We start from the raw sequence: 24,037 nt of genomic DNA on the forward strand, positions 1-24,037 counted from the left end.
GCTTCCACAAGGGAGACGATCTTGGTCAATCCGATGAGCCGCCCGAATGTTCTCCTCATCACCTGCGACCAATGGCGTGGCGATTGCCTGTCGGCCGCCGGCCATCCAGTGGTGAAGACGCCGAATGTGGACGCGCTCGCCGCGGAAGGCGTGCTTTTCCGCCGCCACTATGGCGGGGCCGCACCTTGTTCTCCTGCCCGCGCCTGCCTCTATACCGGGCTCTATCAGATGAACAATCGCGTTTGCCGCAACGGCACGCCGCTTGATGCGCGCCACGGCAACATCGCGCTTTCGGCGCGCGCGGCGGGCTACGACCCGACCCTGTTCGGCTATACCGATGTCTCGCTCGACCCGCGCCGGCTTGCGGCTGGAGATCCGAGCCTGCGCAGCTACGAGGGCGTGTTGCCGGGCTTCACCGTGCGCCAGGCCCTGCCCGAGCATCAGAAGCAGTGGCTGTCATGGCTGCGGGCACAAGGCGTCGACACGGGCGGCGGAAGCCCCGGCATCCACCGTCCGGCCAGCGGCCAGGACAAAGGCGACGTCACCAACGCGCCGCCGGTCTACTCCAAGGACCAGACCCCGAGCGCTTTCCTCGCCGGCGAATTCATTCGCTGGCTTGGCGAGCAGGAGGAGGGAGCGCCATGGTTCGCGCATATTTCCTTCATCAGCCCCCACCCGCCCTTCATCGTGCCCGAACCCTACAACAGCATGTACGATCCGGCTGCAGGTCCCGCCTTCAAGCGCGCGGCAAATCCGCAAGCCGAAGCCGGAAGCCATCCCTATCTCGCCTACGATCTCGCCGGTCAGAAGCGGACAAAATTCGTCCCCGGCATCGAGGGCAAGGTGGCGGAGTGGAGCGAGGAGAACTTCCGCCGCATCCGCGCGATCTATTACGGCATGATCTCGGAGGTCGACGCCCAGCTCGGCCGCGTCTGGCAAGCGATCAAGTCGGCGGGCGCCTGGAACGACACGATTATCGTGCTGACCTCCGATCACGCCGAGATGATGGGCGATCATTTCATGCTCGGCAAAGGCGGCTTCTTCGACGCCAGCTACCACATTCCGCTGATCATCCGCGATCCACGGCGCAAAGCGACAGCCGGCCTATCCGTCGATCGCTTCACCGAGGCTGTAGATATCTTCCCGACCTTGCTCGACCTGATCGGCGCAGCGCCGCAGCGCCATCTCGACGGCCGCTCGCTCGCGCCCTGGATCGACGGCAAGGAGCCGGAGAGCTGGCGCGATGCCGCGCATTGGGAGTTCGATTTCCGCACGGTCGCCGAAGGCGAGGCCGAACGCCATTTCGGTATCGAATCGCGCGCCTGCAACCTTGCGGTCATCCGCACGGCGGACTTCAAATATGTCCATTTTGGCGGCCGCCTGCCGCCGCTTCTGTTCGACCTGTCGAAAGACCCCGGAGAGCTGAACAACGTGGCAAACGATCCGGCCTGTCTGCCGGTACGGCTGGAGTTCGCGGAAAAGATGCTCGCCTGGCGCGCCGCTCACCTCGACCAGTCGCTGGCCTTAGCGGAGCTGACGGAAGATGGCGTGGTCGGGTACGTGAGTAGGCAGTAGGCAGTAGGCAGTAGGCAGTAGGCAGTAGGCAGTAGGCAGTAGGCAGTAGGCAGTAGGCAGTAGGCAGTAGAATGTCCCGGCTGCCGGGTGATTTGCCAACTCTTCTTTAGCCTACTGCCTATTTCCTACTGCCTATTGCCTTACTTCAACATCATCCGCTGCTGGTCGCGGTTGGCGGCATAGCTGCTCTTGTCATATGCCGTCTGCGCCTGCAGCTGTTCCTTGGTGAAGTTGGTGTAGAGATATTTCTTACCATTCTTGTCGGTCATGAATTTGAGCTTGTCCATGCCGATCGCCACTTCCTTGGCGCCGATGCCGAGGAAGCCGCCGACATCGACGATGACCGCGTCGGGCTTGTTGTCCGGCGTCAGCACGACGTCGCCGATCGAACCGATCTCGGCATCGTTGGCGCCATAAACCGTCGTGCCCTTGAGGTCGTCGACGCGCATGTTGCCCATCGGCATCTCGGTCAGCGTCGACTTGTCGATCGAGGCTGTCTTGGTCGTATCGGTGGCGGCTGTGCCGGTATCGGCCGGCTTGTTCTCAGCCGTGGTATTCGCAGCCGGCGCCGCAGGCTTGTTTTCGGCCGTCGTCTGGGCCGGCTGAGCTGGTTTGGCCCCCTTGTCGGCCGTGGTATCGGACGAGGCCACGGCGGGAGTGGTCGTCGCCGGAGCGTTGTTCGAAGCCGCGGTGGCTGCGGCCGGCGCGGGATCGTAAGCCTTGCGGTTGAAGTCCGGCTGGGCCTGCAGCTCTTCCTTCGTCGTTTCGGCGATCAACCAGCGATCGCCATTCTTTTCCGCCCATTTGGCCTTGGCGAAGTCGAAGGTAACATTCTTCTCACCAATGCCGAGGAAGCCTCCGACGCCGATCACGAGGGATTCAGCCTTGCCGTCCTTGGCAAGAACGATGTCGTTGACGTCGCCGATCTTTTGGGCGTCGTCGGCAGTGCCGTTATAGACCGACTCGCCCATGATGTTGGTGGCGAGGTTGCCTTCGGCCTTCTTAACCGCGGCTGGGCCGGCTGCGCGGGCGCTTGCGCCGTTCCGGTGGTCGCAGGCTGCGTGGCATCGGTCGTTTGCGCCGGGGCCGGATCATAGGCCTTGCGATCGAAGGCCGGCTGCGCGTTCAGCTCGTCTTTGGTCGTCTTGGCTACGAGCCAGCGGTCGCCGTTCTTCTCGGCCCATTCCAGCTTGCTGTAGTCAAAAGCGACGTCCTTCTTGCCGACGCCTAGGAACCCGCCGACTCCGATAATGGCGGATTTGGCATTGCCGCTGGAATCGAAGACCACATCATCGACCTTGCCGATGTCCTGGGCGTCGTCGCCCGTGCCATTATAGACGGATTCGCCTATGATGTTGGTCATCAGCGCGCCTTCGGCGCGCGGAACCGGAGCTGTGCTTTCGGCTGCCGGGGCCTGTTGGGCCGGGGCGGGCGTCGTCTGTGCAAAAGCCCCGGTCGCGAGCAGCGTCGCGATCGCGGTGGTCGCAAAAAGAGTGCGGATCATCATAATCTCTCCTCGTGCCTGATCTGTGCATGCCGCATGCTCGACCCGCCGCAGAACGGCGGATCTGGAGCGGCAGTGTCGACATGGTCACAACGTTGTGACCGAGGTGTTGTTCCAACCACACCACCTTCGCGCGCCCCGGGCTTCGCGCGCCCCGGGGCCTAAGCTCCGACGGAACCTTTTGCGGCCGCATCTCGTTTCAGCCTGCGGCTGAGGGGTCTGCCCGCTCAAAGTGACCTGAGGCTAATGCGGAGTGGTGTATGCGGTTTGCTGCGGTGCTGAACCAGGACGGCGGCACGCTCCGCACCATCGACGTTGAAGCATTTTCGGAACAGCTGCGGCAGACCCTCGAAGCAGCGGGACATTCGGTCGAGCTCGACATCGTCGCCGGCTGCGACCTCGCCTCGGCCCTGGAAAAGGCAATCGCCAGGCGCAATATCGATGTCATCCTTGCGGGAGGTGGCGACGGCACGATTTCCACCGCGGCGTCCCTTCTCATGAATAAGAAGAAGGCCCTAGCCATCCTGCCAGCTGGCACGATGAACCTCTTCGCGCGCGGGCTGGGTATTCCGCAGACTTTGGAAGGGGCGTTGCGATCCTTTGCCGATGGCGAGGTGATCGCCGTCGATATGGCCAGCGCCAACGGCCAGCCTTTCGTGCATCAGTTCTCTGTCGGCATGCATGCCAAGATGGTTCAGTTGCGCGAAAAAATGGATTTCGGCTCGCGCCTTGGGAAGATGCAAGCCTCCGTGCGCGCCGCATGGGAGGCGATCAAGAACCCGCCGGCGCTGAAAGTGAGCCTGAGCGTTGGCAAGGCGGAGATCGTCACCCGCACGACCGGCATCGGTGTTTCCAACAATCTGTTCGGCGAAGGCCACCTGCCCTATGCAGACAACCCGGCCGGGGGCGTGCTCGGTATCTATGTCAGCGTCGCGCGCCGTCGCCATCATTTGGTAAAGCTCTTGCTGGACATGCTGCGCGGCAGATGGCGCCAGAGCGCGCATGTCGAGGTCCATCAGGCTGACAGGGCGGTGCTGAAAATCCACTCTCCGATCAAAAAGGTTCGCGCCGTCATGGACGGCGAGTTGATCCAGGTGGCGCGCGAGACGACGATCCAAATTCACCCCGGCGCTCTGAACGTCCTCGTTCCGTCGCGCAGCGTCAGCGCAAAGGCGGCTTGAACGGAAAGCGCTTCTTCAGGGTTGCGAGGTCGGTTGGGCGGGAGCGGGACCCTGCTCGGTGCCGGGCGGCTGCGGTACATGCTGCGCGCCGGAATCCGGCGACTTTATCAATTCCCCGTAAATCTCCACCGCACCCCACGCAATGAACGCCAGCAACAGGCCGGCGATGAGTATCCTCAAAGCGTGCCAGCCCCAGTGTCCCTGACGGGCTTTGTCTTCAGGAACGGTCTTGGTCATGGTTGGCCTCCATGTTACGCGGCGGCGGCCATTTCAGGCACGGCACCGTCGGGTAACGGGTCCTTTGCGTGAAGGTTCCCGACCGCGTGGCATCGCTTTTCGCGATCATTGGCCGAATGAGGCCAGAGCATGCGTTTGAAACTGGCGAGCAGGCCGTCAAGCCAAATGCTGAAGGCGGACACCGGCCCGTCGACAGGCCTAATGCATGTCTTCCGGGTCCGATTCGCGCGGCTTCGGCTTGGCGTTCTCGCGATAGATGGCGTAGGCGACGACCGCCAGGGCCGGAGCGATGACGGCTCCCAATCCGCCCTTGCTCTTGGCCAGGGCCGGAAGCAAGGCAAGTGCCGCGGTGACGCCCAGCGCGGTCATGTCGGCCTGCCGCCGCCGCGCGCGCCGCCTGCTGCGCATGCTCTTGGTCAGCTTGTGAACGACAAGGATGAGCCCCGCAATCACCAGGAATCCTATGCCGAAGCCGAGGCTGGTCGCCAGCGGTCCATAGCGCGCCGCCAGCCAGATATAGAGGGCGCCGATGAGAAAGCCGACACCGCACAGTGCAAAAATGGCGGCAAGTCCGTAAAGGATTGCCGTCATCCGCGCTCTTTGCAAAGCGGCCATTGCCTCGCCCGAGGCAAGGGCCGAGATCAGCGAGACAAGCGTCCCCATCTGAGGCTAGCGGCGGGAAAGCAGGGCGAAGAGAAAGCCGACACCCGCTGCGACCGCCAGCGACGTCACCGGCTTCTCGCGCACTTTGGCGATCAACTGCGCTTCGATGTCCTCGGCGCTGCCCCGCACGCTCTCTAAGGCAGCTTCGCCTTGCGCGCGCAATTGTTCGACGCTGTCCGCGGCAACGCGACGGGCCGCGCCATAACCGTGTTGACCGGTCTTTGCGAGTTGCTCCGTCAGATTCCGGATATCCGCTTTCAGCTGCTCGATATCAGCTTCCAGGTCGGCGGTGGTCGCTTGATCGGTTGCGGATTTGCCTGCGCCGGTTGCCATCTCTAACTCCTTGCGTTTGCTTGGATTTCAACGTTCGTTCTGCGTCAAAGTTCCCGATCCAATGGCCCAAGGCGGCCTAGATCAGCGGCCTGCACTCCTCGCCCAGACCCTCCCAGCGGGCAAGCTTCTTCAGTCCGTCATAGTCGATCACTTCGCAGCCGCCGTCTCGCCACATGACGAGCTTGCGGTCCATCAGCTTGCGGATCGTCTTGTTGGTATGGACAAGCGAAAGACCGAGCGTGTCGGCGATGTGCTGTTGCGTGATCGGAATCCCCACCGATGTCTTGCCGTTCAGTCCGGCGGCGCGCGCACGACTGGCGATGAAGGCGATGAGGTAGGCCGCCCGTTCAAGCGCGGTGCGGCGGCCGATGCTGAGCAGGTTCTCATCCAGCATGCGTTCCTCGCGCGACGCGATCCAAGTGATGTCATAGGCAAGGCCGGGATGGTTACGATAGAGTTCCTGCAGTTGTTCGCGCTCGAAGAGGCACAGCAGCATCGGTGACAAGGCCTCGACGGAATGCTGCATCTCGCCCATCAGGCTTCCCTGCAGGCCGATAAGGTCGCCAGGCATGGAATAATTGAGGATCTGCCGGCGCCCGTCGGGCAAGAGCTTGTAGCGGAACGCCCAGCCCGACAGGATGGTGTAGAGATGGGCGCTGTGGCTGCCTTCCACGAGAACTGTCGCCCCCTTGTCGACGGCGAGTTCTCCGCGCTTGAAAGCGCTTACGAACGCCAGTTCCTGCTTTTCGAATGCGCGAAAGGCGGGCAATGGCCGCAATGGGCACTCTTCGCAAGGATATTGGCGACTCGCACCCGGATGTGCGACTAGACCGGACATTTCGACCCCTCTTCGAAACCCTGCCCATACAGGCGCAAAGAAACGCTTGAGACCGTCAACGGTTCCGCGAGGCTAAGGCCCCTGTCTTTTTAGCCACGTCTTTTTTAAATGACATGGCGGTGAATTCCGCGCATGAGTGCGGCCCTGCCGAGGAGACACCGATAAGTGCCAGAACTGCTTGAGGGACTGCGTATCCTCGTCCTGGAAGACGAGTTCCTGATCGCGATGGACGTCGAGCAGCTTTGCCGCGACCACGGCGCGGCGGACGTGACGATCGTGCGCGAGCTCGGCGAGATCGATGGACAGGCGCTGCCCGAGCGCTTCGACGCGGCGGTGGTCGACCTGATGCTCGGCGACGTTTCGACCCTGGATTTCGCCGCCCGTCTGCGCCGCGAGGGCATACCCTTCGTATTTGCCTCCGGCTATTCGGATTCGGACGAGGTCAAGGACGCGTTCCCGGACATCCAGCTCGTCACCAAGCCCTACTCGGGCGACGATCTGATCGAAGCCGTGGCCATGGCCTGTGGCCGCGCAAAGGGGGCCTGACGCCATCCTTGCAATCGGCAAGGCAAGGGTCGGCTCAAGCCGCGTTCGAACCTGTGACCTGCGCCGAGATCGCGTCGGGCCCGAACTCGTCCTCTCCGGAAATCTTGAGGATCTCCTGCAGCCTGGCGCGCGCCCGGCTGACGCGGCTCTTGATCGTGCCGACCGCGCAGCCGCAGATCTCGGCGGCTTCTTCATAGGAGAAGCCTGAAGCGCCGATCAGGATGATGGCTTCGCGCTGGTCCTCGGGTAGTTGCTCGAGCGCGCCGCGGAAATCCTTGAGGTCGAGCTGGCCGTGCTGTGCCGGATGGACGGCCAGCCGGGCGGTCATGATGCCGTCGCTGTCCTGCACTTCGCGGCCGCGCTTGCGCATCTGCGAATAGAATTCGTTGCGCAGAATGGTGAACAGCCATGCCTTGAGATTGGTGCCCGGCTGGAAGCTTTCATGCTTGTCCCATGCCTTGACCAGCGTTTCTTGGACGAGGTCGTCGGCTCGGTCCGCATTCTGCGTCAGCGACACGGCGAAAGCGCGCAGACTCGGGATGGCGCCGAGCAGCTCGGTCTTGAAGCTCTGGGATACCGCCGCCATGCCTCAGTCCTTTTTCTGGGCGGGTTCGGCCTGTTCCAGCTGGCTGAGCAACTGAGCGAAACGGTCCGGCACCTGGTCCGAGACCAGCTCATCATAATACTGCTTGAGCTTGCGCGCGATTTCGGAATTCACCCCCAGCGGATTGCCGTCCCCATTCCGATGCCTGCTTGCGGCATCGGCCATCTGCTTTTTTGACATTTCTTTCATAGTAGCCCTAATTTCCAGCACCCGAGCCGCTCTTCGATTTCAAATCACAACGCAAGCGGAACCCTCGTCTGGTTGCCCATCCCGAGACTCCGAAACGCCTGCTTCCCAATTTAGTTCCACGGTTGGCGGAACTTTTTCCGGAAGCCGGCGTTTGATTTTGTGGGGCGTGCATTCAGCGTGGCCTTGAACCTCCAACGTCATCTGAGGGAGACGTCAATAATGAGTTTGTCAGCTACCATCGCCCCGCATCTTCCGTTCCTGCGCCGCTTCTCGCGGGCGGTATCGGGATCGCAGGAGAGCGGTGACGCGCTGGTCGCCGCGATGCTGGAAGCCATCATCGCCGACACCGATATCTTCCCTGAAGCCTCGAGCGACCGCATCGCGCTCTACAAGGTTTTCGCCAGATTGTTCACCTCCGTAGCCATCCGCGTGCCGCAGGAACAGGCACAGACCGCCTGGGAGCAGCGGGCCGCGGCCAATCTGAATGCGCTCGCCCCCCGTCCCCGGCAGGCTTTTCTTCTGGTTGCCGTCGAGGGCTTCAGTGAGGATGAGGCAGCGGAGATCCTCGATGTCGACGAGGAAGAGTTCTCGGAGTTGCTTGCCCAGGCGAGCAACGAGATTTCCCGCCAGGTGGCGACCGACGTGCTGATCATCGAGGATGAGCCTCTGATCGCCATGGATATCGAGGAGATGGTCGAAAGTCTCGGCCACCGCGTGGTTGGTACGGCGCGCACGCATGCCGAGGCGGTGGCCCTGTTCGGCAAGACGCGGCCGAAAATGGTCTTGGCCGACATCCAGCTCGCCGACGGCAGCTCGGGCATCGAAGCAGTCAACGAGATTTTGTCTTCGACGCCGGTGCCGGTGATCTTTATCACCGCCTTCCCGGAGCGCCTGCTGACCGGCGAGCGACCGGAGCCGGCCTTTCTGGTCACAAAGCCCTTCAATCCCGACATGGTCAAGGCATTGATCAGCCAGGCCCTGTTCTTCGACCGCCAGGCCAAAGCCGCCGCCTGAACCGGCGGGACCCAAGCTCTTGGAGCGCCACGCGAGGCTTTTTTGCCGCGCGTGACGATTGCCTGTTTCCGATTTGAAAAGCCTTTCAGGGGGATCGTCTTTTTCGGCAAATGGTGGAACAAACCACACCGAGCCACGTTCTTTCCCCGACAGAAGAAGGAGACGCATCATGCTGTACTGGGCGCTCGTATTTCTCGTAGTTGCGATTATCGCCGGCGCGCTTGGGTTCGGCGGCATCGCCGGCACATCGGCGGGCATCGCGCAGATTCTGTTCTTTGTCTTTCTCGCCTTCCTGGTGATTTCGCTCATCGCCGGTCTCATCAGGAGAGCCTGACGCAACACTGGAAGCCGCACCCCTCAAACGGTTTCCAGCCCCCGCCGGACGGCGCCTCGAAAGAGCACCGTCCGGCGGACCGTTTTTTGGAGAGCCCTGCGGTTGCGGTAACTCGCGGAACCACTTGCAAATTGATCCGTTCAAAGACCGAGCGCGGGTATTTCCAATGCCTTCCGAGGGTCACACGAAAGATAGGGATAAGAAGCAGAACGGCGAAGTGATCGCGATGCATCCCTCGGAAAGCGGGATGCAGTTGGGGCGGGCTTTGCTTCATGCCCTCCACAATGCCGGGATCTCGGTTCTCTACCAGGACCGGCAGATGAAAACGGTCTGGGCGCGCAACATGAGCGCGCCGTGGGCGTCCGAAACGGCCGACGGAAAGGATTTGCTTTCGCCGGCGCAGGCCGAGCGAATACAAGCCGCCAAACTCAGGGTGATCGAATCCGGCAACGCGGATCAGCTCGAGCTCAGCATTCCCGGAAGCCAGGGCGTCCGTTGGTTCCAGCTTTGGATCGATGCCGACCGCGGGGAAGCCGGCGACGTCCTCGGCGTCGTCACGACCATGGTGGAGACGACGGAGCAGAAACGCCGCGAGCAGACGCTGAAGGCATTGCTGCGCGAAGTCAGTCATCGATCGAAAAATCTCCTGGCCATCATCCAGAGCATCGCCACGCAGACCGGGCGCTATACGGAGACGCTTGGCGACTTCCTGGCGCGCTTCCGCGGCCGGCTGCAATCGCTTGCTTCCTCGCAGGATCTGGTCACATCCTCCAACTGGCGCGGAGCCGCGCTGCGGGAGCTCGTGTCCGGCCAGGTCGGCCGCTACAGCGGTGATCTGGCCAAAAGCCTGCGGTTCACAGGCGAAAATCCTTATCTCAATCCCAACGCCGCCCTGCATATCGGCCTGGCGATTCATGAGCTGGCCGTGAATTCGGTGAGCTACGGCGCATTGTCTCGGCCGGACGGCCATGTCGAAGTGCGCGCAAGGCTCGATACCGAAAACGGAACCCCGCCCAACCTTTTGCTGACCTGGACCGAGGCGGTCGGCGACATGCCACGCAACGAGAAGCGCTTCGGCAGCGTGGCGCTGGAACGCGTCGTGCCGATGTCGCTGAATGGCTCCGCGACGCTGGAAATCGGCAAGGACCGCATGGAATACCGCCTCACCGTCCCGCATGGGAATTTCGAGACGGATTGATCGTGCCGCCGATGGCGCAAGAGCAAGTCCAGGAAAGTGCGTAGCCGGTTCCGTGTGGAATTACGGCAAAACAGAGCCTTGCCGGCAATGGTCTTTAACCGGCTGTTCACCATAAAGTCGGATTCTGTGCTCCCGGCTAGATGCGCCGGATATCCATCCGCGGCCCACCGCGACCTTGGAGACTGACGACACGATGGTCGCCGACATGAACAGGCTGGAACAGGCCGCCCGCGTCTCGATGAGCGGCTTCCAGGATGCCGAGCCGCCGCCGGTGCCGCGATCGTGGCATCTCCCGCTCCGCCTGAGCGCGATCGCGCTTCTGGCCGCCATGGCCGTGACCGCGGCGTGGCAATTGTTCTGACCCGCGCGGGATCAAGCAAACCTTTGCAGCGTCGCCTGTAATCCGTTCGACGCTCCGGGCCCGGAACTTTCGTTCGCAGACAATCGTTGTCTGCGGCGAGAGGTTTGGAGCCATGGAACACATCGCCGCACTGCTTTTCGTCGTCGGCTGTTCGAGCACGATGACGGATTGCCGAGAACTCGAAGTGCCCGTCAGCGTCTTCGAGACCGCGCAGGCCTGCGCCGCCGAAAGGCCGTTCGCCCTCGGCGACTTGCAAGGTCAGGCCCCTCATATTGTCGGCGAATGCCTCACCGTCGATCCGGCGCTGGAGGACGATTATGACCAGATCGTCTGGAATGTGCGGCCCGACGGCACGCTGGCCGCATCGCTGGAGGTTTCCGGCACCCTCGTCGCGTCGAATGCCGAGCACCCCGAAAAAGACTATCTTAAACAACAGTAAGATCGGGCAGGCAGAGGCTGTTTTTTCGTGCTAAACGGCTGTTGGCACTGCCAAAAGTGAGGACAAAAGTGAGGAGCAATTTTATGCGGAAGATGATCATTGCCATGGTTGCCGTGGTCGCCGTCAGCGGCTGCACCACGACCGAGCAGGATGTCGTCGGCGGCGGTCTGATCGGCGCCGGTGTGGGCGGCCTGGTCGGCGGCGGCAAGGGTGCGCTGATCGGCGCGGCTGTCGGCGCCGGATCGGGCCTCCTGGTTCGCAACCTGCGCAACGGCTATTGCCAGTATCGCCGTCATGACGGCACGATCTACACCGCCCGGTGCAACTGATCTGAAGACAGAACAATTCCAGGAATGCGCTGCGGTTCGCTCCGCCCGGAATTGCATTGAACAGTCACTGGAGGCCGGCAATCCGGCCTCCATTTCTATGCCCGATTTGTTGTGCTTGAACACGTGATCGCCGGCCCCCGGGCGCCGCCGCTCACGGCATCAGCGGAATCCTTATCTCCACCTTCAGTCCATCGTCGCGATAGTCGCGCGCGATCGTGCCGCGCAATTCGCGCGTGACATTGAGGTCTATCAGCTTGGTGCCGAAGCCGGTCTTGGCCGGCGTCTCCAGTTTTTCCTGCCCTGTCTCGCGCCAGTTGAGCACCAGCGTTCGGCCTTGCTGTTCGAGGCTCCAGTCGACTTTAAGCGCGCCCATCGAGCTGCCGGCTTCGCCGTATTTCAGCGCGTTGGTGGCGAGTTCGTGGAAAGTCAGCCCGAGCGCTTGCGTCGTCGTCTCGTCGAGCAGCACCTCCGGCCCCGACAGCACCCCTTCGGGAAGATCCTTGCCGAACACCTGCCCGAGTTCGGTGCGCAGCAGGTCGCCAAGATCGGCCTTCTGCCACCGCGAGCGCGTCAGCATGTCCTGCGATGCCGCCATGGCCTGGAGGCGCGCCGAGAACGAAGCCGAAAACTCATTGACGTCGGTGGCTTGCGAGGCGGTCTGCCGCGCGATCGCCAGCACGCGGGTGATCGAATTCTTGATGCGGTGCTTCATCTCCTGCAGGATCAGGTCCTTTTCCAGCAGGCTCTTTTTGGTCGCCTCGTGCAGCGCCGATTTCGCCTCATAGGCGCGTTCCTGGTAGCGCGCCACCAGCGCGATGGCACCGGCGAGCAGAAGGCCGAACAGCCCGAGCATTACCGGAATGGCGCGCGAGGACGGCGGGTCGAAGGCGCTTGTCGGCCTGAACAACACGGTCCAGGGCCGGCCCGCGACAACGATATCGCGACGCGCCAGAAGCTTCGCTCCGATGCGTTCTGCCGGCGGCGCTTCCGAACGGAACAGAAGATTGCCGTCCTCGGGCTTGCCGTCATAGACCTCGACATTGACCGGCAGCAGCGGCGAGTGGCTGAGCGCGACCTGGAACAGATCTTGCGCGCGGAAGGCAGCGTAGAGAAAGCCGGCTGTGGAGGAGCGGCTTGCATTGATCACCTCGGGCGCGGTTTCGACGTTCAGCCGAACGAAAACCAGGAATCCGGTGAAGGTCTGTGTCACGCCGGCGCCCTGGCCGAGCTGGACGATGCCGCTCGCATGCTGCTGGTCGTCGGCCATCGCCTTTTCGATCGCCTCGCGCCGTACCGGCTCGGTGAACATGTCGAAGCCGATGATCGACTGGTTGGACGTATCGAGCGGCTCGAACAGCACGATCGGCGTGCGCCATTGCTGGGTCGTCGCGGGGTAGATCGGGTGCGCCGACCCGAGGTCGTGCAGGATATCGCGTTCGACTGCCGCCTCGTCGCCTGTCTTTGCGAGCCTCAGGAAGCCGATGCCGCGAAGCCCCGCGAAATCGTCGTCGATGTCGAGCGCACTGAAGAAAGCCTTGAATTCGCCGCGCGTGATATCGCCGTTGCGGGCATCGAACAGCGCCTGCGTCGAGCGCAGCAGCGACAGATGCAGGTCTATGCGGCTCTCGATTCTGTTAAGCGCGTCATCGGCGATACCCTCGAACTTGATCCGAGCCGCCTCCTGTGTCGCGAAATAAGCGAACCCCGCCATCGTCAGGCTGATCAGCGCGACGGCGACAAAGGCGAGGATGGGAAAAAGCTTCTTCAAATCAAGGATGCGGCCCGTGGACGGTCGACGATCTTTATGGGCAAGTCTCCGCGCCAACACAATGGCGCGGTCAAATCATCACCCCGGCTGGTCCATCACGCGGCCGTCAATTAGCCGGCTACCCATCCGGCTTATGCCGCTATTTTCAGCGCTCCGGGACCGGGAATCGCGCCGGGCGGGCATTTGCCGAGGATGATCATGCCGAGCACCTCGTCCTGGGTGACATCGGTCGTGCGGGCGGTGCCAACCACCTGGCCGTTCTTCATCACGCAGACCCGGTCGGCGAGCTCGAACACGTCGTGGATGTCGTGGCTGATCAGGAAGATGCCGATGCCGTCGGCCTTGAGCTGCTTGACCAGTTCGCCGACCTGCGCCGTCTCCTGCGGGCCGAGCGCCGCCGTCGGCTCGTCCATGATCAGGATGCGGGCGTTGAACAGGATCGCGCGCGCTATCGCCACAGACTGCCGCTGTCCGCCCGACAGCTTGATGACCGGCTCCTTGAAGCGCTGGAAACGTGGATTGAGTCGGCCCATCACCTTGCGCGCCTCGGCTTCCATGGCGGCGTCGTCCAGCGTGCCCCAGCCGGTCATCAGCTCGCGGCCGAGGAAGAGGTTGGCGGCGGCATCGACATTATCGGCCAGCGCCAGCGTCTGGTAGATCGTCTCGATGCCGTATTTCTTGGCGTCGCGCGGGTTGGAGATCGAAGCCTCTTCGCCATTGATGAAGATCTGTCCGCCGTCACGCTTGTAGGCGCCGGACAGGATCTTGATCAGCGTCGACTTGCCGGCGCCATTGTGGCCGAGCAGCGCCATCACTTCGCCGGGGAAAAGATTGACGGAGGCATCGTCGACGGCGCGGATGCCGCCGAAGGCGATCGAGATGTTGCGCATGTCGACCAGCGGAACGCCGGCGGGAGCGGTCTTGTCAGCCATGATCATCTTCCTCCCTGCTCAGACGCGCTTGCGATAGAGGGTGTCGAGCCACACCGCGACGACCAGCACGGCGCCCACGACGATGCTCTGCAGCGGCGAGTCCACGCCGAGCAGCACCATGCCGGACTGCAGCGACTGCATCAGAAGCGCGCCGAGCATGGCGCCGAGCACGGTGCCCGAACCGCCGGCGAGCGAAGTGCCGCCGATGACGGCCGCGGCGATGACCAGCAGCTCGTCGAGCGTTCCGAGCGCATTGGTGGACGAATTCTGCCTGGCCGACGAGATCGCCGCCGCGATCGTCGCCAGAACGCCCATGATCATGAACACCTTCATGGTGATCCAGCGCGTGTTGATGCCGGCGAGGTTAGCCGCTTCCGGATTGCCGCCGATGGCAAAGACATAGCGGCCGAAGCGCGTGCGCTTGGTGACGAAGGTCATGATCAGGCCGACGGCGACCGCCATCAGCACCGGAATGGCGATGCCATGCGCGATGAACAGCCCGCCTTCGGGGACAGTGATGTTGTTGGCGGCGGCGTAGCGGTTCACGATGCCGACCGGCCACGGATAGGAGTTGGCGAGCCACACGGCACCCAGAATGATCGCGCAGGTGACCGTGGCAAGCAGCGTCTCGGCCCAGACCGGGCGCAGCGGGAAGCGGAAGCGCTTGCGCTGGACGCGGCCGTTGAAATGCATGAAGATGACAGCCAGGCAGGCGACGATGCCGACGACCCAGCTCCATGTGGCGCCGATCGAGCCCGCCGGGCCGCCGCCCATCAACTGGAAGGTGGCATCGAGCGGCGCAACGGTCTGGCCGCTGGTGACCCACCAGGCAGCGCCCCGCCATACCAGCAATCCGCCTAGCGTGACGATGAAGGCCGGCACTTCGAGATAGGCAATGATGAAGCCCTGGAAGGCGCCGATGATGAGGCCGAGCGCCAGGCCGATCAGCAATGCCAGCACCCAGATCCACGGGTTGCCGAGCTCAAGCCCGACGAAGCGAACCAGGAAATGCGCCTGGGCAAAGCCCATGACCATGCCGATCACGCCTTCGGCCGATCCGACGGACAGGTCGATGTTGCGCATGACGATGACCAGCACCATGCCGGAGGCCATGATCGCCACGGCCGACGTCTGCACCGACAGGTTCCAGAGATTGCGCGGCGTGAGGAAGGTGCGGCTGTCGAAGTCGAGCGGATTGACGCCAAGCCGCAGGCTGGAGATCACATGCAGCCCGATCCAGATCAGGAGCAGCGCGCCGATCATGCCGAGCATGCGGGTGTCGAGCTCGGTCGCCTTCAGGAACCTGGCGACGGCGCCGAGTTCTGACGCGCGCGCGGTGTCCGCCGGTTGCATGGACGTCGTGTCGGTCATGATTTCCTCCCGCCGGCTGGCGCGGATGCCTGGCCAAGCCTAGAAGCTATCCGCCAGAGGCGGAAACACAAATCTTTTGAGAAAACGCCGCGGCTTTAAAGCAAATCCCGGGAAAGGCGCGTAAGCGGGTTTCCGTCCGGGATTGCGGCAGCAGAGAGCTGGAGCGGTTCATTGAACCGCTCCAGCCTGCGGCGCAGGATTTCGGTCGAAAGTCGGCAAACTCAGTTGCAGACCTTGACGCTGCCGGCGGGCACGCCCGCGCAGACTTCGTCCTTCTTGATCCAGCCCGCGTCGATGACGACGTTGAGATTGTCCTTGGTGATCGCGACGGGCGTCAGGAACAGCGACTTGACGGTGTTTCCGCCAGGCGTGGTGAAGTCCTTGGCGCCGGCGATGTCGCCCATTTTCTTGCCGTCGGCGAGCTGCGAAGCGATCTCGGCGGCGTTCTTGCCGAGCTCGCGAGCGTCCTTCCACACGGACACGGTCTGCGTGCCGAGCGCGATGCGGTTGAGCGCCGCGTGGTCGCCATCCTGGCCGGAGACCGGAACGGTGCCGGCCAACCCTTGAGCCGTCAGCGCAGCGACGACGCCGCCAGCGGTGCCGTCATTGGCCGCCACGACCGCGTCAACCTTGTTGTCGTTGGCGGTCAGGAACTGCTCCATGTTCTTCTGCGCGTTGGCCGGCAGCCAGCCGTCGGTATAGGCCTCGCCGACATTCTTGATCTTGCCGCTGTCGATCGCGTCCTTCAGAACTTCCATGGAACCCGAGAACAGGAAGTCGGCGTTCGGATCGGCGCCCGAGCCCTTGATGAAGACGTAGTTGCCTTCGGGTTTCACCTTGAACACCTCGCGGGCCTGCATGCGGCCGACTTCCTTGTTGTCGAAGGTCAGGTAGAACACGTCCTTGTTTTCGATCAGCCGGTCGTAGCCGACGACCGGGATGCCCTCGTCGAGCGCCTTCTGCACCGCCGGGCCGATCGCCGAGGCATCCTGCGCCAGGATGATCAGCGCATTGGCGCCCTGCGAGATCAGGCTTTCGACATCGGTCAGTTGCTTGCCCGGATTGGACTGCGCGTCGGCCGAAATATACTTGTCGCCGGCGGCCTCGATGGCGGCCTTCATAGCCGCTTCGTCGGTCTTCCAGCGCTCTTCCTGGAAATTCGACCACGACACGCCGATCACCTTGTCCTTCGCCTCGGCGACCGACGCCAGCGTCAGCGACATGGCAACGCCCGCCAGGATGGCGGCTGCGAATTTCTTCATGATATCCTCCCTGCGCTCCGTATGGCGCGACCCAGACTGGCCCGAAGGCCGGTACAGAGGCTTTTTTTCGAGCCTCAAAAAAATAGTGGTCCAGTAAAACGACGCTGTCAACCGCGATCTTGATGGGTTTTGATGGGTTCAGGTATTTTTTTCGGCGTCCGCAATAAATAATGACATGGACCCGGGGTTCTGCCACAATCGACAAGCAATCCCAGGAAAAGTGCGCAGTGGTTTTTCCGCCCGGAATTGCGTCGGACCAAAAAGACGAACGGTTCGCCGTTTTCGGTAAATGGTGAACCGTCTAGCGTGTCAGCGACAGGCCATGGCATCATCACAAGGCCGCGATGACTCGGGAGGACGTGCGAGACAATGTCGGTGGGAATCCGCCACGACGATTTGCGCCGGCGCAACCGCGCCATGGTGATTTCGGCGGTGCGCCGCGCCGGCCAGCCGTCGCGCACGGAGATTGCCGCCACCACCGGGCTTAGCCACTCAACCATTTCGGCGATCTCCGCCGACCTGATCCAGGAGGGCATTCTCAGCGAAAGCAAGGCCAGCGAGCCGACGGCGTTGAAACGCGGCCGGCCGCAGATCGGCCTGGCGTTGAATCCCGAAGCCGCCGCTGTGCTGACCGTGGTGTTGTCGCTGAACTTCCTGTCGGTCGCTGTGATCGACTATGCCGGCCAGGTGGTTGCCGAGGAGCAGCTGCGCCTGGACACGCTCGTCATGCCGCGCGACGAGCTGATCGGCGAATGCCTGGCGATCGTCCGGCGCCGGCTGCATGATCCCGACCTTGACGTCGGCAGCGTCGCCCGCATCGCCATGGGCATTCAGGGCATCACCGATACCCATTCACGCGTCATGCTGTGGTCGCCGATCACGCCGCTGACCGACATCCCCTTTGCCGACATCCTGGAGAAGGAATTCGGCATCCCCGCCACAATGGAGAACGACTGCAACATGATGGCGGTGGCGCTGCAATGGCGCGATCCTGAACGCTATCGCGACGACTTCATCGCAATCCTCTTGTCGCACGGCATCGGCATGGGTCTGGTACTGAAAGGTGCGCTGTTCACCGGCACGCACTCCTCGGGCGGTGAGTTCGGGCACATGATCCACCGGCCCGGCGGCGCGCTTTGCCGCTGCGGCCGGCGCGGCTGCGTCGAGGCCTATGCCGGCAATTACGCCATCTGGCGCAGCGCCATGGGCATAAGCGAGGATGCCGCGCCGACGGATGTCGGCGACGCCGACATGCGCGCGCTTGCCGCGAAGGCCCGGCAACAGGACGGCCCCGAGCGCGAGGCCTATCGCCGGGCCGGCGAGGCGCTGGGCTTCGGCCTCGGCAGCCTGTTCGCGCTGATCGACCCGGCGCCCGTCGCCATGGTCGGCGTCAGCGCGGCCGCCTTCGACCTGATCGAGCCCGCGCTGAGGGAGGCGATCGCCCAGACCGCCGGCGGCCAGCACTCCGAATCGATCTCCTTCGACACCGAGCCGAACGAGCTGCCGCTGATCCGCGAAGGCTGCGCCATGCGCGCGCTGACCTTCGTCGACCAGGAGATTTTCGCGCCGGGAGGCCAGGCAAGAACCGGCACCGTCGGGAAGAACGTGGCCTAAGTAGGACCGAAAAATGCGAGCGCTGGGATATCCTGAGATTCAGGTCAAGCCGAGTCGAGAATGGTGGATTCCGAGAACCGGAACGGAGCGTACTTTTGGATACGTGATTACCGGAAGCGCAGGAAGCCGCCATTCGCAGGCCGGCATCACCTGAATATCAGGATATCCCTAGTCCTCGCGGATCGCGTAGCCCGCCCCCCGAATGGTACGTATCACGTCCGGCATGCGGCCGTTGTTGACCGCCTTGCGCAGGCGCCCGACATGGACGTCCACGGTGCGCTCGTCGATATAGATCGTCTCGCCCCAGACATTGTCGAGCAGCTGGCTGCGCGAGAACACGCGGCCGGGATGCCGCATCATGAATTCGAGCAGCCGGAACTCGGTCGGGCCGAGCCTGATCTCGCTCTTCTTGCGGTAGACGCGGTGCGATTCGCGGTCGAGCACGATGTCGCCGACCTTGAGCACGCTGGACAGCACCTCCGGCTTGGCGCGGCGCAGCAGCGCCTTGACGCGCGCCATGAACTCCGGCGTCGAGAACGGCTTGACCAGATAGTCGTCGGCGCCGGTCGAAAGGCCGCGCACGCGGTCGCTTTCCTCGCCCCGCGCCGTCAGCATGATGATCGGCAGCCGCTCGGTCTCGGGCCGCATCCTGAGGCGCCGGCAAAGCTCGATGCCGGAAACCGCCGGCACCATCCAGTCGAGCACGAGCAGGTCGGGAACGTTTTCCTGAAGGCGGATTTCGGCCTCGTCGCCGCGGGTCACCACTTCGACTTGGTAACCCTCGGATTCGAGGTTGTAGCGGAGCAGCACCCCCAGCGGCTCCTCGTCCTCCACCACCATGATGCGTGGCGCGATCATCGGGGTAACCTTTTCGTCAGGCCGCCGGCGCCGACATTGCCGTCTCGTCCTGCTTCGGACGGTTGGCGGGCAATTGCGTGCCGGTCAGCACATAATAGGCGTTCTCGGCGATGTTGGTCACATGATCGCCAATGCGCTCCAGATTCTTGGCGCAGAACAGAAGATGCGTGCAAGCGGTGATGTTGCGCGGATCCTCCATCATGTAGGTCAACAGCTCACGGAAGACGGATGTGTATTTGACGTCGATGCGTTCGTCGTCGTTGCGAAGCTTGGCCAGCGCCGTAGCGTCGCCCACCGTATATTCCTGGATCACGCCCTGCACCTGGATCAGCACCATCTGCGCCATGGAATCGATCGAGTGGGTGAGGTCGCGCGGCGCGGCGCTGACGCCGACCGAGCCGACGCGCTTGGCGATGTTCTTGGCGAGATCGCCGATGCGCTCGAGGTCGCCCGCCATGCGGATCGAGCCGACCACGTTGCGAAGATCGTCCGCCATCGGCTGGCGCTTGGCGATCAGCGTGATGGCGCGGTCGTCGAGCTCGCGCTGCCTTGCGTCCATGATCGCGTCGTCGGAAACGACGCGCTGCGCCAGCGCATTGTCGCTTTCGAGCAGCGCCTTGGTCGAGGCGCCGACCATCGAGCCGGCAAGGTCACCCATGTCGTTGATGAGCCGGCTGATCTGCCTCAGATCCTCGTCGAAGGAGGCGACGGTATGTTCGGCCATGATGATGTCCTCGTATGAGCTCAGCCGAAGCGGCCGGTGATATAGTCCTGCGTGCGCTTCTCGCGGGGCGAGGTGAAGATCTTCTCGGTCCGGTCGAACTCCACCAGCTCGCCCAGATACATGAACGCCGTCTGCCGCGACACGCGCGCCGCCTGCTGCATGTTGTGGGTGACGATGACGATCGTGTAGTCGGCCTGCAATTCGTCGATCAGTTCCTCGATCTTCGCCGTCGACAGCGGATCCAGCGCCGAGGCCGGCTCGTCGAGCAGGATGACCTCGGGCTTCACCGCCACGGTGCGGGCGATGCAGAGCCGCTGCTGCTGGCCGCCGGAGAGGCTCTGGCCGCTGGCATTGAGCTTGTCCTTGACTTCGCTCCAGAGCGCGGCGCGCTTCAGCGCCGACTCGACCCGGTTGTCCATCTCGGCTTTGCTGATCTTCTCATAGAGCCTGACGCCGAAGGCGATGTTCTCATAGATCGACATCGGGAACGGCGTCGGCTTCTGGAACACCATGCCGATCTTCGTGCGCAACAGGTTGAGGTCCTGCGAACGGTCGAGGATGTTCTTGCCGTCGAGCAGCACCTGGCCCTCGGCGCTCTGCTTCGGATAGAGCTCGTAGATGCGGTTCAAGACGCGCAGCAGCGTCGACTTCCCGCAGCCGGACGGGCCGATGAAGGCCGTCACGCTGCGCTCGGGCAGGGACAGGTTGATGTCCTTCAGCGCCTTCGACTGGCCATAGTAGAAGTTGAGGTTCTTGACCTCGATCTTGGCCTTCTCGACGGTGGCATCGGGTGCGTTAAGGTCGGTGGACAACATCGGTTTCATCTGTCCTCTCTGCGTCCGGTCAGGCTACGGGCGAAGATGCTCAGCCCGAGAACCGTCAGGGTGATTATGAGTGCGCCCGTCCAGGCCAGCTGCTGCCATTCCTCGTAAGGGCTGAGAGCGAACTGGAAGATGGTCACCGGCAGGCTGGCCATCGGGGCATTGAGATTGCTCGACCAGAACTGGTTGTTGAGCGCGGTGAAAAGCAACGGCGCCGTCTCGCCCGAGATGCGGGCGATCGCCAAAAGGATGCCGGTGACGATGCCGGACAGCGCCGCGCGGTAGGCGACCGAGCGGATCACCACCCAGCGCGGCGCGCCGATGGCGGTGCCGGCCTCCCGCAGCGCGTTGGGCACGAGGTTCAACATGTCCTCGGTGGTGCGCACCACGACGGGGATCACCAGGATCGACAGCGCGACGGCGCCGGCGATCGCCGAGAAGTGCCCCATCGGCCGCACCATCAGCTCATAGACGAACAGGCCGACGATGATCGACGGCGCCGACAACAGGATGTCGTTGATGAAGCGCACCACCGTCGTGAGCCGCGAGAAGCGTCCGTACTCGGCCATGTAGGTGCCGGCCAGCACGCCGATCGGCGTGCCGACGACGATACCGATGATCGTCATGATGATGCTGCCATAGATGGCGTTGAGCAGGCCGCCGGCATCGCCGGGCGGCGGCGTCATTTCCGTGAACACCGCCAGGTTCACCCCGGAAAGCCCCTTGTAGAGGAGGGCGCCGAGGATCAGCGCCAGCCAGGCCAGCCCGATGCCCGCCGCGATGATGCACAGCGCCATCATCACGGCATTCTTGCGTTTGCGGCTTCGGTGAAGCGATTGGGCAGTCGACATCGGTCAGGCTCCGGTGCGGCTATCGATGCGCAACAGCATGTAGCGTGCGAGCGCGAGGATGATGAAGGTGATGATGAACAGGATCAGGCCGAGCGCCACCAGCGAGGACGTATAGAGCGCGCCATCGGCCTCGGTGAATTCGTTGGCGATGGTCGCCGAGATGGTCGTGCCCGGCGCGAACAGCGAGGCGCTGATGCGATGCGCGTTGCCGATGACGAAGGTGACGGCCATCGTCTCGCCGAGCGCGCGGCCGAGGCCGAGCATGACGCCGCCCATGATGCCGACGCGGGTATAAGGGATGACGACGCGCCGCGTCACTTCCCAGGTCGTGCAGCCGATGCCGTAGGCCGACTCCTTGAGCACGGCGGGAACCGTGTCGAACACGTCCTTGGTGATCGAGGTGATGAAAGGCAGCACCATGATGGCCAGGATCAGCGACGAGGTCAGCAGGCCGATGCCGTAGGGCGGGCCGGCAAACAGGCTGGAAAGCCCCGGTATGCCGTGGAAAATGCTGATGATGAAGGGCTGGATCGTCGTCTGCAGGAACGGCGCGAAGACGAACAGGCCCCAGATGCCGTAGATGATCGAGGGAATGCCGGCGAGCAGCTCGACCGCGATGCCGATCGGGCGCCTGAGCGGGCGCGGGCAAAGCTCGGTCAGGAAGACGGCGATGCCGATGCCGATCGGCACGGCGATGAGGATGGCGATGGCCGAGGTGACGATGGTGCCGTAGATGGGCGCTAGCGCGCCGAAATTCTCGGTGACGGGGTTCCAGGATTCGGTGGTCAGGAAGGAGAAGCCGAACTTCGACAGCGCCTCCCACGATCCGGCGATCAGCGAGATCGCGACGCCGCCGAGGAGAACCAGCACGAGGATGGCGGAAGCGCGCGTGGCTGCCCGGAAGACCATGTCGGTGACGGCGAAGCGGCGCACTGTCGCTTCCCTGGTCCGCATGGCGGATGATGTCGCAGCTTCGGAAACGGCCGTCATTGAGCCCCTCGCATTCGAAAGAGACAGGAGGGCGCCGAAGGCGCCCTCCTTATTCGCCAAGAATTACATGCCGGAGTAGAGCGGCTTGCCGTTCGCGTCGACGATGTCCTTGCTCCACATCTCCTCGACGCTCTTCACGACGGCGTCGGGCATCGGAACGTAGTCCAGGCTGGCGGCCAGCTCGTCGCCCTTGGCATAGGACCAGGCGAAGAATTTGAGCGCTTCGGCCGTGGCCGCCGCGTCGTCGGGCTTCTTGTAGACGAGGATCCAGGTGGCCGACGTCATCGGCCAGGATTCGGCGCCGGCCTGATTGGCGAGGATAACGCCGTAGCCCGGCTGCGAGCTCCAGTCGGCATTGGCCGCGGCGGCCGAGAACGCGGCGGCGGTCGGCTCGACCTTCTTGCCGTCCTTGTTCACCATGTCGGCATAGGTGAGCTTGTTCTGCTTGGCATAGGCATATTCGACATAGCCGATCGCGCCGCCGGTCTGCGAGACGTTGTTGGCGACGCCTTCATTGCCCTTGGCGCCGATGCCCACCGGCCATTCGAGCGCGGTGTTGACACCGACCTTCGACTTCCAGTCGGCGCTGACGTCGGCCAGGTAGTAGCTGAAGTTGAACGTGGTGCCCGAGCCGTCCGAACGGTGGACGACCGCGATCGCCTGGTCGGGCAGCTTGACGTCGGGGTTGAGCTTCTTGATCGCTTCGTCGTTCCAGTTGGTGATCTTGCCGGAGAAGATGTCGGCCAGTGTCGGACCGTCGAGCACCAGTTCGCCCGGCTTGACGCCTTCGAGGTTAACGACCGGAACGATGCCGCCCATCACCATCGGGAACTGCGCGAGCCCGGTGGAGTTGAGATCCTCGCCCTTCAGCGGCGCGTCGGAAGCGCCGAAGGTCACGGTCTTGGCCTTGATCTGCTTGATGCCGCCGCCGGAGCCGATCGACTGGTAATTGAGACCGATGCCGGTCTCCTTCTTGTAGGCGTCGGCCCACTTCGCATAGATCGGATAGGGGAAGGTGGCGCCGGCGCCGGAGATGTCGGCAGCCATCGCGGCCGCCATGCTAAGGGTTGATGCCGCAGCCATTGCAATCGCAACGGCCGCCGAGCGGATGAAATGTCTCATGTGGCCTGCTCCTGTTCGGAAGATGGTCTTTCGGCACCCGTTCTATCGGCGCCCGGTGAGCGCAATAGCCCTCGATTATTACAGTCGCATGACAGTTTCGTGTCAGCCTGGTAACGCCTGAAAAGGGGATGTCCGGAGAGATCCGCGGCGGCCCCGAGAGACCGGCCGGAGTTTGCCCCGGGAATCAGTAACTTGTCTGACTTTTGAATAAAAAATTATCCCGGCGGCCGGGTCGCGGCCGCCGGGAAATAAAATCCGGACGAGAGCGCGTTGCCCGAACGCCAGAGCGGATCATGGCTTGGCCATCGCCGAAAACAGGGTCCGTTGGGGTAGAGTCGACGCTGTTTCTTGTTGGCGGTCGCTGCTCCCGCCCGTAACC

At 63.2% G+C, this 24,037-nt stretch carries 26 protein-coding genes and 1 pseudogene; 10 read left to right on the forward strand and 17 right to left on the reverse strand.

From position 1 onward, the window contains the following. Positions 1-33: 33 nt before the first annotated feature. Positions 34-1,575 carry an alkaline phosphatase family protein gene (locus ACVMIM_RS00890; protein WP_476109825.1) on the forward strand — a complete coding sequence of 514 codons (1,542 nt, stop codon included), beginning with the start codon at positions 34-36 and terminating at the stop codon, positions 1,573-1,575. A gap of 140 nt (positions 1,576-1,715) precedes the next feature. Here ACVMIM_RS00890 and ACVMIM_RS00895 read toward each other — a convergent pair. Then, positions 1,716-3,079, reverse strand: a pseudogene (locus ACVMIM_RS00895) (PRC-barrel domain-containing protein). A gap of 260 nt (positions 3,080-3,339) precedes the next feature. On the opposite strand from ACVMIM_RS00895, the gene ACVMIM_RS00900 reads away from it, so the two are divergent. Beyond that, positions 3,340-4,260, forward strand: a complete 921-nt coding sequence (locus ACVMIM_RS00900; protein ID WP_476109827.1) for a diacylglycerol/lipid kinase family protein — start codon at positions 3,340-3,342, stop codon at positions 4,258-4,260. A gap of 15 nt (positions 4,261-4,275) precedes the next feature. Here ACVMIM_RS00900 and ACVMIM_RS00905 read toward each other — a convergent pair whose 3' ends face one another. The 4 genes from ACVMIM_RS00905 to ACVMIM_RS00920 all read right to left on the reverse strand — a co-directional run bounded on the left by ACVMIM_RS00905 (position 4,276) and on the right by ACVMIM_RS00920 (position 6,331). Further along, positions 4,276-4,497 (reverse strand): hypothetical protein, encoded by a 222-nt coding sequence (locus tag ACVMIM_RS00905; RefSeq protein WP_476109829.1) that lies wholly within the window; start codon positions 4,495-4,497, stop codon positions 4,276-4,278. Between the two features lie 198 nt (positions 4,498-4,695). Beyond that, the gene (locus ACVMIM_RS00910; RefSeq protein ID WP_476109830.1) at positions 4,696-5,160 is read right to left on the reverse strand and encodes a phage holin family protein; all 465 of its coding nucleotides are present in this window, start codon (positions 5,158-5,160) and stop codon (positions 4,696-4,698) included. Between the two features lie 6 nt (positions 5,161-5,166). After that, the gene (locus tag ACVMIM_RS00915; protein ID WP_278051426.1) at positions 5,167-5,493 is read right to left on the reverse strand and encodes an ElaB/YgaM/YqjD family protein; all 327 of its coding nucleotides are present in this window, start codon (positions 5,491-5,493) and stop codon (positions 5,167-5,169) included. 76 nt (positions 5,494-5,569) lie between these two features. Then, positions 5,570-6,331: a Crp/Fnr family transcriptional regulator gene (locus ACVMIM_RS00920; protein ID WP_476109832.1), complete on the reverse strand. Its 762-nt coding sequence runs from the start codon at positions 6,329-6,331 to the stop codon at positions 5,570-5,572. A 165-nt stretch (positions 6,332-6,496) separates the two neighbouring features. Here ACVMIM_RS00920 and ACVMIM_RS00925 point away from each other — a divergent pair, with 165 nt between their 5' ends. Next, positions 6,497-6,877 carry a response regulator gene (locus ACVMIM_RS00925; RefSeq protein WP_476109834.1) on the forward strand — a complete coding sequence of 127 codons (381 nt, stop codon included), beginning with the start codon at positions 6,497-6,499 and terminating at the stop codon, positions 6,875-6,877. 34 nt (positions 6,878-6,911) lie between these two features. On the opposite strand, the gene ACVMIM_RS00930 is transcribed toward ACVMIM_RS00925, so the two are convergent. Continuing rightward, positions 6,912-7,463, reverse strand: coding sequence for an RNA polymerase sigma factor (locus ACVMIM_RS00930; protein ID WP_040985057.1), 552 nt, complete (start codon positions 7,461-7,463; stop codon positions 6,912-6,914). Positions 7,464-7,466: 3 nt separating this feature from the next. Next, positions 7,467-7,670 (reverse strand): NepR family anti-sigma factor, encoded by a 204-nt coding sequence (locus tag ACVMIM_RS00935; protein ID WP_476117055.1) that lies wholly within the window; start codon positions 7,668-7,670, stop codon positions 7,467-7,469. A 219-nt stretch (positions 7,671-7,889) separates the two neighbouring features. Between ACVMIM_RS00935 and ACVMIM_RS00940 the strand changes: the two genes are divergently transcribed. The 6 genes from ACVMIM_RS00940 to ACVMIM_RS00965 all read left to right on the forward strand — a co-directional run bounded on the left by ACVMIM_RS00940 (position 7,890) and on the right by ACVMIM_RS00965 (position 11,345). After that, a complete protein-coding gene (locus tag ACVMIM_RS00940; RefSeq protein ID WP_040998744.1) occupies positions 7,890-8,684 on the forward strand; it encodes a response regulator in 795 nt (264 codons plus the stop codon). A 169-nt stretch (positions 8,685-8,853) separates the two neighbouring features. Further along, on the forward strand, positions 8,854-9,018 hold the full coding sequence (locus tag ACVMIM_RS00945; protein WP_040998746.1) for a DUF1328 domain-containing protein: 165 nt from the start codon (positions 8,854-8,856) through the stop codon (positions 9,016-9,018). 166 nt (positions 9,019-9,184) lie between these two features. Then, entirely contained in the window at positions 9,185-10,216 is a 1,032-nt protein-coding gene (locus tag ACVMIM_RS00950) for a sensor histidine kinase (protein ID WP_476109837.1), read from the forward strand. Between the two features lie 193 nt (positions 10,217-10,409). Continuing rightward, positions 10,410-10,577 (forward strand): hypothetical protein, encoded by a 168-nt coding sequence (locus ACVMIM_RS00955; protein WP_476109838.1) that lies wholly within the window; start codon positions 10,410-10,412, stop codon positions 10,575-10,577. 112 nt (positions 10,578-10,689) lie between these two features. Continuing rightward, positions 10,690-11,016, forward strand: a complete 327-nt coding sequence (locus tag ACVMIM_RS00960; RefSeq protein ID WP_476109839.1) for a hypothetical protein — start codon at positions 10,690-10,692, stop codon at positions 11,014-11,016. An 83-nt stretch (positions 11,017-11,099) separates the two neighbouring features. Next, a complete protein-coding gene (locus tag ACVMIM_RS00965) occupies positions 11,100-11,345 on the forward strand; it encodes a YMGG-like glycine zipper-containing protein (protein WP_476109840.1) in 246 nt (81 codons plus the stop codon). Positions 11,346-11,496: 151 nt separating this feature from the next. Here the strand turns inward: ACVMIM_RS00965 and ACVMIM_RS00970 are convergent, their stop codons facing one another. The 4 genes from ACVMIM_RS00970 to xylF form a co-directional block, all read right to left on the reverse strand. Then, positions 11,497-13,113, reverse strand: a complete 1,617-nt coding sequence (locus ACVMIM_RS00970) for a CHASE domain-containing protein (RefSeq protein WP_476109841.1) — start codon at positions 13,111-13,113, stop codon at positions 11,497-11,499. Between the two features lie 131 nt (positions 13,114-13,244). Continuing rightward, positions 13,245-14,045 (reverse strand): ATP-binding cassette domain-containing protein, encoded by an 801-nt coding sequence (locus tag ACVMIM_RS00975; RefSeq protein WP_278051431.1) that lies wholly within the window; start codon positions 14,043-14,045, stop codon positions 13,245-13,247. Between the two features lie 18 nt (positions 14,046-14,063). After that, positions 14,064-15,416 carry a sugar ABC transporter permease gene (locus ACVMIM_RS00980; RefSeq protein ID WP_476109842.1) on the reverse strand — a complete coding sequence of 451 codons (1,353 nt, stop codon included), beginning with the start codon at positions 15,414-15,416 and terminating at the stop codon, positions 14,064-14,066. A gap of 221 nt (positions 15,417-15,637) precedes the next feature. Further along, positions 15,638-16,678: a D-xylose ABC transporter substrate-binding protein gene (gene xylF / locus ACVMIM_RS00985; protein ID WP_476109844.1), complete on the reverse strand. Its 1,041-nt coding sequence runs from the start codon at positions 16,676-16,678 to the stop codon at positions 15,638-15,640. A gap of 369 nt (positions 16,679-17,047) precedes the next feature. Between xylF and ACVMIM_RS00990 the strand changes: the two genes are divergently transcribed. Next, positions 17,048-18,292, forward strand: coding sequence for an ROK family protein (locus ACVMIM_RS00990; protein WP_476109845.1), 1,245 nt, complete (start codon positions 17,048-17,050; stop codon positions 18,290-18,292). 168 nt (positions 18,293-18,460) lie between these two features. Here ACVMIM_RS00990 and phoB read toward each other — a convergent pair whose 3' ends face one another. The 6 genes from phoB to pstS all read right to left on the reverse strand — a co-directional run bounded on the left by phoB (position 18,461) and on the right by pstS (position 23,658). After that, positions 18,461-19,150, reverse strand: coding sequence for a phosphate regulon transcriptional regulator PhoB (gene phoB, locus ACVMIM_RS00995; protein ID WP_010911896.1), 690 nt, complete (start codon positions 19,148-19,150; stop codon positions 18,461-18,463). A 16-nt stretch (positions 19,151-19,166) separates the two neighbouring features. Next, a complete protein-coding gene (phoU, locus tag ACVMIM_RS01000; RefSeq protein WP_040998760.1) occupies positions 19,167-19,874 on the reverse strand; it encodes a phosphate signaling complex protein PhoU in 708 nt (235 codons plus the stop codon). Between the two features lie 20 nt (positions 19,875-19,894). After that, complete coding sequence (gene pstB, locus ACVMIM_RS01005) at positions 19,895-20,698, reverse strand: phosphate ABC transporter ATP-binding protein PstB (protein WP_040998761.1); 804 nt, start codon at positions 20,696-20,698, stop codon at positions 19,895-19,897. Beyond that, the gene (pstA, locus tag ACVMIM_RS01010) at positions 20,695-21,546 is read right to left on the reverse strand and encodes a phosphate ABC transporter permease PstA (RefSeq protein ID WP_476109847.1); all 852 of its coding nucleotides are present in this window, start codon (positions 21,544-21,546) and stop codon (positions 20,695-20,697) included. Before pstA ends, pstB begins: the two co-directional genes overlap by 4 nt. 3 nt (positions 21,547-21,549) lie before the next feature. Beyond that, positions 21,550-22,536 carry a phosphate ABC transporter permease subunit PstC gene (pstC, locus tag ACVMIM_RS01015; protein ID WP_040998765.1) on the reverse strand — a complete coding sequence of 329 codons (987 nt, stop codon included), beginning with the start codon at positions 22,534-22,536 and terminating at the stop codon, positions 21,550-21,552. 63 nt (positions 22,537-22,599) lie between these two features. Continuing rightward, the gene (gene pstS, locus ACVMIM_RS01020) at positions 22,600-23,658 is read right to left on the reverse strand and encodes a phosphate ABC transporter substrate-binding protein PstS (RefSeq protein ID WP_476109849.1); all 1,059 of its coding nucleotides are present in this window, start codon (positions 23,656-23,658) and stop codon (positions 22,600-22,602) included. Between the last annotated feature and the right edge of the window lie 379 nt (positions 23,659-24,037).

This window comes from Mesorhizobium sp. USDA 4413, from assembly GCF_056280365.1.